The organism is Streptomyces sp. NPDC059582 (assembly GCF_042735715.1).
Taxonomy (GTDB): Bacteria; Actinomycetota; Actinomycetes; order Streptomycetales; family Streptomycetaceae; genus Streptomyces.
Genome location: NZ_JBHWCC010000019.1, coordinates 136,008 through 144,408 on the forward strand (window position 1 = coordinate 136,008; position 8,401 = coordinate 144,408).

Annotated in this window: 9 protein-coding genes; 2 read left to right on the top strand and 7 right to left on the bottom strand. The window is 72.4% G+C overall.

Annotated elements, in window-relative coordinates:
• Window positions 1-19: 19 nt before the first annotated feature.
• Window positions 20-322, bottom strand: a complete 303-nt coding sequence (locus tag ACFV0T_RS18630) for a hypothetical protein (RefSeq protein WP_385779849.1) — start codon at window positions 320-322, stop codon at window positions 20-22.
• 42 nt (window positions 323-364) lie between these two features.
• On the opposite strand from ACFV0T_RS18630, the gene ACFV0T_RS18635 reads away from it, so the two are divergent.
• On the top strand, window positions 365-712 hold the full coding sequence (locus ACFV0T_RS18635) for a sterol-binding protein (RefSeq protein WP_385779852.1): 348 nt from the start codon (window positions 365-367) through the stop codon (window positions 710-712).
• On the opposite strand, the gene ACFV0T_RS18640 is transcribed toward ACFV0T_RS18635, so the two are convergent.
• From ACFV0T_RS18640 to ACFV0T_RS18655, 4 genes are all read right to left on the bottom strand, one after another.
• Complete coding sequence (locus tag ACFV0T_RS18640) at window positions 696-1,586, bottom strand: ABC transporter ATP-binding protein (RefSeq protein WP_385779854.1); 891 nt, start codon at window positions 1,584-1,586, stop codon at window positions 696-698. The genes ACFV0T_RS18635 and ACFV0T_RS18640 overlap by 17 nt on opposite strands.
• A complete protein-coding gene (locus tag ACFV0T_RS18645; protein ID WP_385779887.1) occupies window positions 1,583-2,659 on the bottom strand; it encodes a FecCD family ABC transporter permease in 1,077 nt (358 codons plus the stop codon). The genes ACFV0T_RS18640 and ACFV0T_RS18645 overlap by 4 nt, the downstream gene beginning before the upstream one ends.
• A 44-nt stretch (window positions 2,660-2,703) precedes the next feature.
• A complete protein-coding gene (locus ACFV0T_RS18650) occupies window positions 2,704-3,747 on the bottom strand; it encodes a FecCD family ABC transporter permease (protein WP_385779857.1) in 1,044 nt (347 codons plus the stop codon).
• Between the two features lie 191 nt (window positions 3,748-3,938).
• Entirely contained in the window at window positions 3,939-4,967 is a 1,029-nt protein-coding gene (locus ACFV0T_RS18655; protein WP_385779860.1) for an HAD-IIA family hydrolase, read from the bottom strand.
• Between the two features lie 71 nt (window positions 4,968-5,038).
• Between ACFV0T_RS18655 and ACFV0T_RS18660 the strand changes: the two genes are divergently transcribed.
• Window positions 5,039-6,322, top strand: a complete 1,284-nt coding sequence (locus tag ACFV0T_RS18660) for a DUF1015 domain-containing protein (RefSeq protein WP_385779863.1) — start codon at window positions 5,039-5,041, stop codon at window positions 6,320-6,322.
• 93 nt (window positions 6,323-6,415) lie between these two features.
• Here the strand turns inward: ACFV0T_RS18660 and ACFV0T_RS18665 are convergent, their stop codons facing one another.
• Together ACFV0T_RS18665 and ACFV0T_RS18670 are read right to left on the bottom strand one after the other, a co-directional pair.
• Window positions 6,416-7,330: a hypothetical protein gene (locus ACFV0T_RS18665; RefSeq protein ID WP_385779889.1), complete on the bottom strand. Its 915-nt coding sequence runs from the start codon at window positions 7,328-7,330 to the stop codon at window positions 6,416-6,418.
• On the bottom strand, window positions 7,267-8,401 hold a 1,135-nt coding region (locus tag ACFV0T_RS18670; RefSeq protein WP_385779891.1), incomplete at its 5' end, for a hypothetical protein. The genes ACFV0T_RS18665 and ACFV0T_RS18670, both read right to left, overlap by 64 nt.

An 8,401-nucleotide genomic window follows, 5' to 3' on the forward strand; every position in this document is an offset into this window, starting at 1 on the left:
AGGTGCGACCCGAAGGATCTCATTGCGGGGTGGTCGGGTGGGGGGCGGGAGCCGGCGGTCCCGGGCGGGCGTCGAGCGCGGTGAGCGCGTCGCGCAACCCCCGGTGCACGTCCTCGTACACCTCGACATGTCCGTCAGTGGCGAGGTGATCGGCATCACCGAGGCGCTCCAGCAGGGCGTCGACCTCGGGGTGGCCGGTGGCGGTGCGGGACACGTCCAGCGGAGCGGGCGCGGCGGGGTCGTACGCGGGGTCGTGCGCGGGCTCGTCCTGCGGAACCGTCGCTTCCGTCCGGGGTCCGGCCTCGGGCACAGAGTCGCTCATGCCCCGACGCTACCCCGAACCGCTGCGGTACCGTCGATCACCATGGCGACCATCGAGGAGTGCCGCACCGCGCTCGAGAAGCTCTCCGACAACATGGCAGGCGCCGAGGGCGACGTCCGCACGGCCGTCGCCCTGGACCGTTCCGTGAGCTGCCGTATCACCGACCTGGACGTCACCTTCGCCGGCCGTCTCACCGGCGGCCGGATCGAGGTGCTCGACACCTTCCCCGGCCCACCGCGCGAGAAGGCCGAGATCCGGCTGGCCATGACCGGCGACGACCTGGTGGCGCTGGTCGCCGGCCGGCTCAACTTCGCCAAGGCGTGGGGTTCGGGCCGGGTGAAGCTGGAGGCGGGTCTGGTCGACCTGTTCCGGCTCAGGAAGCTGCTGTAGCCGAAGCCGCCACGGCCCCGGAGGCGGCGGCCTTCGCCTCGGTGCGCGCCCTGCGGGCCGCCGGCACCACCAGTGGCGTTCCCGTCTCCGGGTCGTCGATGACCTGGCAGCGCAGCCCGAAGACCTCCTCGACCAGGTCGGCCGTGACGATCTCGTCGGGCGCGCCCTGCGCGATGACCTGCCCGCCGCGCAGCGCGATGAGGTGGGTGGCGTACCGGGCCGCGTGGTTGAGGTCGTGCAGCACGGCGACCAGCGTGCGCCCCCGCTCCTCGTGCAGTTCGGCGCACAGGTCGAGCACGTCGATCTGGTGCTGGATGTCCAGGTACGTCGTCGGCTCGTCGAGCAGCAGCAACGGCGTCTGCTGGGCGAGCGCCATCGCGATCCACACCCGCTGGCGCTGACCGCCGGACAGCTCGTCGACGTAGCGGTCGGCGAGTTCGGCCACGCCGGTCTGCGCCATGGACTCCTGTACGACCCGCTCGTCCCCGGCGGACCACTGGCGCAGGATCCCCTGGTGCGGGTAACGGCCGCGGCCGACCAGGTCGGCGACGGTGATCCCGTCCGGCGCGATCGACGACTGCGGCAGCAGGCCCAGGGTGCGGGCCACCTTCTTCGCGGGCATCGACTGGATGACCTGCCCGTCGAGCAGCACCCGGCCCTCGCTCGGCTTCAGCATCCGCGACAGCGCCCGCAGGAGCGTCGACTTGCCGCACGCGTTCGGGCCGACGATCACCGTGAAGGAGTTGTCGGGGATCTCCACCGACAGCTGTTCGGCGATGACACGCTGGTCGTAGGCGAGGGTGACGTTCTCTGCGGACAGGCGGTTCACGGTGCTCCTTGGGTTGTTCAGTCCGCTGGTGGGGTGGGCGCTCATATCCGGCCCGCCCTGCGCTCGGTGACCAGCAGCCACAGCAGGTAGACACCGCCGAGCACGCCGGTGACCACGCCCACGGGCAGCTGTTCGGCGCCGAAGGCCCGCTGGGAGGCCAGGTCCGCGGTGACCAGGAGGGCGGCGCCCATGCACAGGGACGGCACGAGGTTCGGGCCGGGCGAGCGGGTCAGCCGCCGGGCGAGCTGCGGCGCGGTGAGCGCCACGAAACTGACGGGGCCCGCCGCGGCGGTCGCGGTCGCCGTGAGCAGGACGGCGGCCACCATCAGCAGCAGCCGTACGCGCTCCACGCGCACGCCGAGGGCGTTGGAGACGTCGTCGCCCATCTCCGTCATCCGCAGCCCGCGGGCGTTGGCGAGGACGAGCGGGACGAGCACCGCGCACAGGGCCAGCAGCGGCCAGACCTGCTCCCAGTCGCGGCCGTCGAGGGATCCGGTCATCCAGACGACGGCGCGGGCCGCGTCCACGATGTCGGACTTGGTGAGCAGATAGCCGTTGACCGCCGTCACGACGGCGGACACGCCGATGCCGACCAGCACCAGCCGGTAGCCGTGGACGCCCTGCTTCCAGGACAGCAGGTAGATGGCCAGACCGGTCACCAGACCGCCCACGAGGGCGCCGACGGTGACCTGGGCGGCGCTCCCGGACATCAGCACGATCACGACGAGCGCGCCGGCCGTCGCGCCCTGCCCGAGGCCGAGCACGTCCGGGCTGCCCAGCGGATTGCGGGAGATGGACTGGAACAGGGCGCCGCCGAGCCCGAGCGAGGCGCCCACCAGGAGTCCGACCAGGACCCGGGGCAGCCGCAGCTCGTTGACGATGAACTCCTGCCCGGCGGTGCCGTCGCCCGCCAGCGTCTTGAGCACGTCGCCGGCCGAGATGGGGAAGTCGCCGGTGCCGATCAGCACGACGCTCGCCGCGAGCGCGACTGCCAGCAGCAGCACGACGACGACGAACGCGCGGACGTCCAGCCGGAGGGAGAACCCACCCGGAGTGCGCAGCGCGCGGGTGGCCCGCTTCCCCCCGGGGGTCCTGGACGTCCCGGGGGCCTTGGGCACCTTGGTGGTCCTGGTGGTCCTGGCTGTGGTCTTCTGTGCGGTCTTCACAGCTGCGCCGTCCTCCGCCGTCGTACGAGAAAGATGAAGACCGGTCCGCCGATGAGTGCGGTGACGATGCCGACCTGGAGCTCCGAGGGCCGCACGACGACCCGGCCGATGACATCCGCGCCGAGCAGCAGCACGGGCGAGAGGATCGTGGCGTACGGCATGATCCAGCGCATGTCGGGCCCGGTGAAGGACCGCACGATGTGCGGGACCATCAGTCCGACGAACACGATGGGGCCGCAGGCGGCGGTCGCCGCGCCGCACAGCACGGTGGCGGCCAGCATGGACAGCGCCCGGGTGCGGTTGAGATGGGCGCCCAGCGCCTTGGCGGTGTCGTCGCCCATGGACATGGCGTTGAGCGGCCGGGCGAGCGCGAGGGCGAGGACCGTGCCGACCGCGAAGAACGGCAGGACCTGGGCGATGGTCGAGTCGGTCGCCGACGACAGCGACCCGACCGTCCAGAACCGCATCCGGCCCAGCGCCGCGTCATCCATGATCATCACGGCCTGGACATAGCCGTAGAGCGCGGCACTGATCGCGGTGCCGGCGAGCGCGAGCCGCACCGGTGTGGCGCCCCGGCTGCCGCCGAGGAACCAGACCAGCGCGCCGACGGCGGCCGCGCCGAAGAAGGCGAACCACACATAGCCGCTCAGGCTGGTGACACCGAAGTAGGTGATGGCCGTGACGACCGCGGCGGACGCGCCGGCGTTGATGCCGAGCAGCCCGGGGTCGGCGAGCGGGTTGCGGGTGAGCGCCTGGAGGACGGCCCCCGACAGACCGAGCGCCGCGCCGGCGAGCAGCCCCAGGAGGGTCCGCGAGAGCCGCTCGTCGACCACGACGTCGCCGTACGTACCCGTGTTCGCGAACAGGCCGTGCCAGACCTGTCCCAGGGAGAGCTCCTTCGCCCCGATCGCGATACTCGCCGACGCCACGAGCGCCAGGACCGCGACGGAGACGAGGAGCCCGAGGCTGCGTATCGCCCGGCGGTTGGGGGGCGCGGGGGCGGTCTCCGCGCGCTGTTCAGGAGGACTGTCGACCAACACGCGGTTAGGTTAGCCTACCCTCGCATCCGGCATGACGCCGGTCACGGCCCCCAGCAGGTACGCCCTCACCGGGCAGGCGCGTCACGCCATCGCCGGGGAGGCGCGTCCCGCCTCTCACGTGGAGCCACGCCCCGCCTCTCACCGGGGAGGCGCGTCACGCCCTCTGCCGTCCTCCACACCGCCGCGCCGGCTCACAACCCCAGCCGCGCCAGCGCCTTCCCGCCGTCCAGCCCGCACGAACCCTCCCCGGCCGCCGTCCAGGCCGCCGCGCACAGCGCGCGCAGCCCGTCCAGGGCCGCTCCGTCGCCCGCCAGTTCCAGCCGATCGGTGCCGGCCGTGGCCGTCCAGCCGCCGCACCGGAACCCCTCACCCGCCTCGGTGACCTCCGGCTGCCCGGTCAGCAGCCCCCGCAGATCCGCGTCCACATACGCCGGCCGGTGCTGCGGCGGCGCGGCGAGCAACTGCGCGCCGTCGGTCACCCCGGTCAGTACGAGCAGCGAGTCGACGTCCCCGTTGAACGCCCCCTCGATGTCGGTGTCCAGCCGGTCCCCCACCACCAGCGGCCGCTCGGCGCCGGTCCGCAGGACCGTCTCACGGTGCATCGGCGGCAGCGGCTTGCCCGCCACCTGCGGCTCGGCACCCGTAGCGATCCGGACGACCTCGACCGCCGCCCCGTTGCCCGGCGCGATCCCGCGCGCGCTGGGGATCGTCAGATCGGTGTTGGACGCGAACCAGGGCACCCCGCGCGCGATGGCGTAGGACGCCTCCGCGAACCGCGCCCACGCCAGCTCGGGCCCGCCGTACCCCTGCACCACGGCCACCGGATCGTCGTCAGCGGACTCCACGGGCTCGAGCCCACGCTCGCGCAGCGCGACCCTCAGCCCCTCCCCGCCGATGACCAGCACCCGGGAACCCTCGGGCACCTGCTCGCTGATCAGCCGCGCCACCGCCTGCGCCGAGGTGATGACGTCGTCCGCGCCGGTCGGGATGCCCAGCGCGGTCAGATGGGCGGCGACCGCGTTCGGCGTGCGCAACGCGTTGTTCGTGACGTACGCCAGATGCATGCCGCCCGCTCGGGTGGTCGCGAGCGACTCGACCGCGTGCGCGATCGCGTTCCCGCCCGCGTACACCACCCCGTCCAGATCCAGCAGCGCCGTGTCGTACGCCTCGCTCAGGGCCTGCCCACTGCCGTCGGGCCTCGTCCTGACGCTCCGGCTCATTCCGCATCGCTCCTCGTTCGGTCCCTTTCCCCGATCATCCCTCATGCCACCGACACACGTACGATGCCTGGATGAACACTGCAGGTCACTCGGAAGCAATGGCGCCCCGAGGCCTGGAACTCACCCCGTTCCGAGGTCTGCGCTACGACCCCACCCGAGTCGGCAGCCTGGCCGCCGTGACGTCACCTCCGTACGACGTCGTCGTACGGCCCGACGGCGTGTACCACCTCCAGTCGGCCGACCCCCACAACATCGTCCGGCTGATCCTCCCGCAGGACACCACCCCCAGTGCCCGCAACGAACGTGCGGCCGACACCCTGCGCAGCTGGCTGGACGAGGGCATCCTGGCAGCGGACCCCGAACCCGGCCTGTACGTCTACGAACAGCGCGACGGCGGCGACCTGCTCCAGCGCGGCCTCATCGGCGCCCTGCGCCTGACCGAGCCGTCGCAGGGCGTGGTCCTGCCGCACGAGGACGTCATGCCGCACATCGTCGAGGACCGCGCCGCCCTGATGCGCGCCACCTCCGCGAATCTCGAACCCCTGCTGCTCACCTACCACGGCAACGGCGCCACGGCCGAGGTCATCGAACGCACCGCCGAAAAGCCCCCACTTCTGTCGACGACCACGGAGGACGGCCTCGGCCACCGCCTCTGGGCGATCACCGACCCCACCGACCTGGCCTGCGTCCAGACCGACATGTCCAAGCACCAGGCCCTGATCGCCGACGGTCACCATCGCTGGGCGACGTATCTGCGTCTACGCGCGGAGCACCCCTCCCCCGGCCCCTGGGACTACGGCCTGGTCCTGCTCGTCGACACGCTCCGTTACCCCTTGCGCGTCCGCGCGATCCACCGTCTCCTGCACACCCTGCCGGTCGCCGACGCGCTGACCGCTCTGGACGGCCGCTTCCGGGTCCGCCGCCTGCACGTCCCGCTGCCGGACGCCCTCAAGCGGCTCGCGGACGCGGCCTGCGAGGGCAACGCCTTCCTGCTGGCCGGGGACGGCTCCTTCCACCTCATCGACCGTCCGGACCCGGAACTCCTGGCCCGTACGGTTCCGGCCGACTTCCCGGCGGCCTGGCGCACCCTGGACGGCACCGTCCTGCACGCCACGCTCCTCGACCACGTCTGGCACATCCCCGAGGACTCCCCCGCCCATATCGCCTACATCCACGACACGGCCGCCACGGTCGAGAAGGCGGAACGCGACGGCGGTACGGCCGTCCTGATGCACCCGGTCCGCGAGGAGGTCGTCCGCGACCTCGCCCGCCAGGGCGTCACCATGCCCCGCAAGTCGACGTCGTTCGGCCCGAAGCCGGCGTCGGGCCTCGTGCTGCGCACGCTGGACTTCTGACGCGGTCAGCAGACACGCGGACACGCAGACACGGAGACAAAGCAAAGGACGGGATCCCGTCACCGGGATCCCGCCCTCACTCACTCGCTCGGGTCAGTCCTTGTCGTCGGACTTCGCGTCGTCCGACTTCGCGTCCTCGGACTTCTCGTCCTCGAACTCTTCGTCGTCCTGCTCGCCGTCGACATCGCCGTCTTCGTCGAGGTCGTCTTCGTCGAGGTCCTCGTCGATGATGTCTTCGTCGACGATGTCATCGTCGTGGACGGCGGTGTCCGCCGCGGAGATGTCCCCGGACGCGTCATGGCCCTCTTCGCCGTCGCTCTCGTCGCCGTCGCCGAGGACGTCGACGAACTCGACCCCGTCCAGCTCGGCGAGCCGGTCGGAGGCGTCCGTGCTGCCGTCCCGGTCGGCCTCGACGGCCTTGGCGAACCACTCGCGCGCCTCGCCCTGCCGGTCCGCCGCGAGCAGCGCGTCGGCGTACGCGTACCGCAGCCGCGCGGTCCACGGCTGTACGGAGTTGGCGGCCAGCTCGGGGCTCTGCAACGTCACGATGGCCGCGTCGAGCTGCCCCATGTCACGCCGGGCGCCGGCCGCGACGAGCCGCATCTCGACCTGACCGGCCTTGTCGAGCTTGTGCACCTCGGGGGCGCCGGCCATGTCGAGAGCCTTCTCCGGCCGCCCGAGCCCACGCTCGCAGTCGGCCATGACGGGCCAGAGCTCGACGGTGCCGGTCATCCGCCGTGCGGCCCTGAACTCGGCGAGCGCCTCGCTGTACTTCTGGTTCGCGTACGCGGCGAACCCGGCCGCCTCGCGCACGGCGGCGACACGGGACGCGAGCCGCAGGGCGATCCTGGAGTAGGCGTAGGCGCCCTCCGGGTCCTCGTCGATCAGCCGCGCGACCATCACCAGGTTCTTGGCGACATCCTCGGCGAGCGTCTTCGGCAGGCTCAGCAACTCCTGGCGTACGTCCCCGTCGATCTCGTCACCGGTGACGTCCTCGGCGATCGGCAGCCGCTTGATCGGCTCCCGGTCCCGGTCGCGCTCGTCACGGAAGCCGCCGCCGCGCCGGTCGTCGCGTCGGTCGTCACGGCCACGGAAGCCACCGGGACGGCCGGAACGGTCGTCATCACGGCGCGGACCGCGGCTACCGCTGTCGTCCCGGCCCCGGAAACCACCGCGATCACCCCGGCTGTCGTCCCGCCGGCCGTAGCTGCCACGGTCGTCACGGCGCTCGTCACGACGGAAGTCACCGCGCTCGCCCCGGCTGTCGTCGCGCCGGAAGGCGGGACGGTCGCCACGGTCGTCGCGCCGGAAGGGCGGACGCTCACCGCGGTCGTCACGGCGGAAGGGAGGACGGTCGCCGCCGTCGCGACGGTCATCGCGCCGGTCGTCACGCCGGAAAGCGGGACGGTCACCGCGGTCGTCACGGCGGTCATCGCGCCGGTCGTCACGGCGGAACGGAGGACGGTCACCGCGGTCGTCACGGCGGTCGTCCCGCCGGTCGTCACGGCGGAACGGAGGACGCTCACCGCGATCATCACGGCGGTCATCGCGGCGATCGTCACGGCGGAACGGAGGACGCTCGCCCCGGCTGTCGTCGCGCCGGAAGGCGGGACGGTCGCCACGGTCGTCGCGCCGGAAGGGCGGACGCTCACCGCGGTCGTCACGCCGGAAAGGAGGACGGTCGCCGTCACGACGGTCGTCGCGGCGGTCGTCACGGCGGAAGGTAGGGCGGTCGCCACGGTCGTCACGACGCGGCGCACCCGAACGGTCGTCGCGACGGCCGTACCCACCACCACGGTTGTCGTCACGACGGCCGTAACCGCCACCGCGCTCTCCACCGCGCTCACCGCGGTCGTCGCGGCGGTCGTCACGGCGGAAGGTGGGACGGTCGCCACCACGGTCATCACGACGCGGCGCACCGGAACGGTCGTCACGCTGGAACGCCGGCCGAGAACCCCGGTCACCGTCACGGCGGTCGTCGCGACGGTCGTCACGGCGGAAGGTGGGACGGTCGCCACCACGGTCATCACGACGCGGCGCACCGGAACGGTCGTCACGCTGGAACGCCGGCCGAGAACC

Excerpts from the sequence above, each read along its gene's own strand:
- ACFV0T_RS18660 (WP_385779863.1), top strand. The coding sequence starts at position 5,039 with ATGAACACTGCAGGTCACTCGGAAGCAATGGCGCCCCGAGGCCTGGAA.
- ACFV0T_RS18640 (WP_385779854.1), bottom strand. The coding sequence starts at position 1,586 with ATGAGCGCCCACCCCACCAGCGGACTGAACAACCCAAGGAGCACCGTG.
- ACFV0T_RS18635 (WP_385779852.1), top strand. The coding sequence starts at position 365 with ATGGCGACCATCGAGGAGTGCCGCACCGCGCTCGAGAAGCTCTCCGAC.
- ACFV0T_RS18655 (WP_385779860.1), bottom strand. The coding sequence starts at position 4,967 with ATGAGCCGGAGCGTCAGGACGAGGCCCGACGGCAGTGGGCAGGCCCTG.
- ACFV0T_RS18630 (WP_385779849.1), bottom strand. The coding sequence starts at position 322 with ATGAGCGACTCTGTGCCCGAGGCCGGACCCCGGACGGAAGCGACGGTT.